Annotated in this window: 1 protein-coding gene; it reads right to left on the bottom strand. The window is 54.1% G+C overall.

Annotated elements, in window-relative coordinates; translation table 11 throughout:
- Window positions 1-717: hypothetical protein (locus IF809_RS38660; protein ID WP_462840093.1), on the bottom strand; the 717-nt coding region annotated here is incomplete at its 3' end.
- Window positions 718-741 lie beyond the last annotated feature (24 nt).

Genomic DNA, 741 nt, shown 5'->3' with positions numbered 1-741 from the left:
CGCGCTAGCCATAGCCTTGATCCAGCAGACCAGTCTTTCAGTATCCAGTCCCTGAGAGGTCAGCACCAGGTCAACGTGGTCTGACCGCTGCCGATTTTTGCGCCGCATCCGCGCCTCATCAACAAGTTCATTGCCGACCGGAACGGCCGTATCGCTGTACTGGCGCGTTCCCGATAAACGTTCAATCCAGTATCGCCCGCGCGTTGCCAAGATATCAGGAAGGATCAGTTCGGGCGTAGAGCCCGGCACCCAGTCCGGAATAGCATCCGGATGGTTGAGATCAAACACACCGTGTTGCAACTCGACAAAGGGAATCCTTTCCCGGTCTGCCGCAATTCTCAGCGCATACTCGCCGGTATCCGAAACCAGCACAACTCGAGGTCGGATCCTGCGCAACAAGAGACGGTAGAGCTTCACCTGCCAATAGATCGTCGACAGCCGCGAGCGAAGAAATCTGACCTTTACTCCTAACTTCAATTCCCTTGAAAGGACGTCGGCGATGGATCGACAAAGCACTTCGGCCTTGACCGGAAACAGGGTGCCGAGAATGCGCCCCCAAAATGTAAAGACGATAGGATTGAGTTCAGAAGGCCTCAATGCCAACCGAGATTGCTCCTCGAAATCGAGGCTGTTGATCTCCTCCATCTTGAAGTACGTGCACGCACCTGTAAGGAGACCGTCGAAATAAACATCGCGGAAATGCTTATCCTGTTTCATGCGCAATCCAGAGCGGCACGTTTT

This window comes from Bradyrhizobium sp. UFLA06-24 (genome assembly GCF_054967145.1).
The sequence above is the reverse complement of the archived record's forward strand: the minus strand, read 5'-3'. Positions and strand labels throughout refer to the sequence as shown.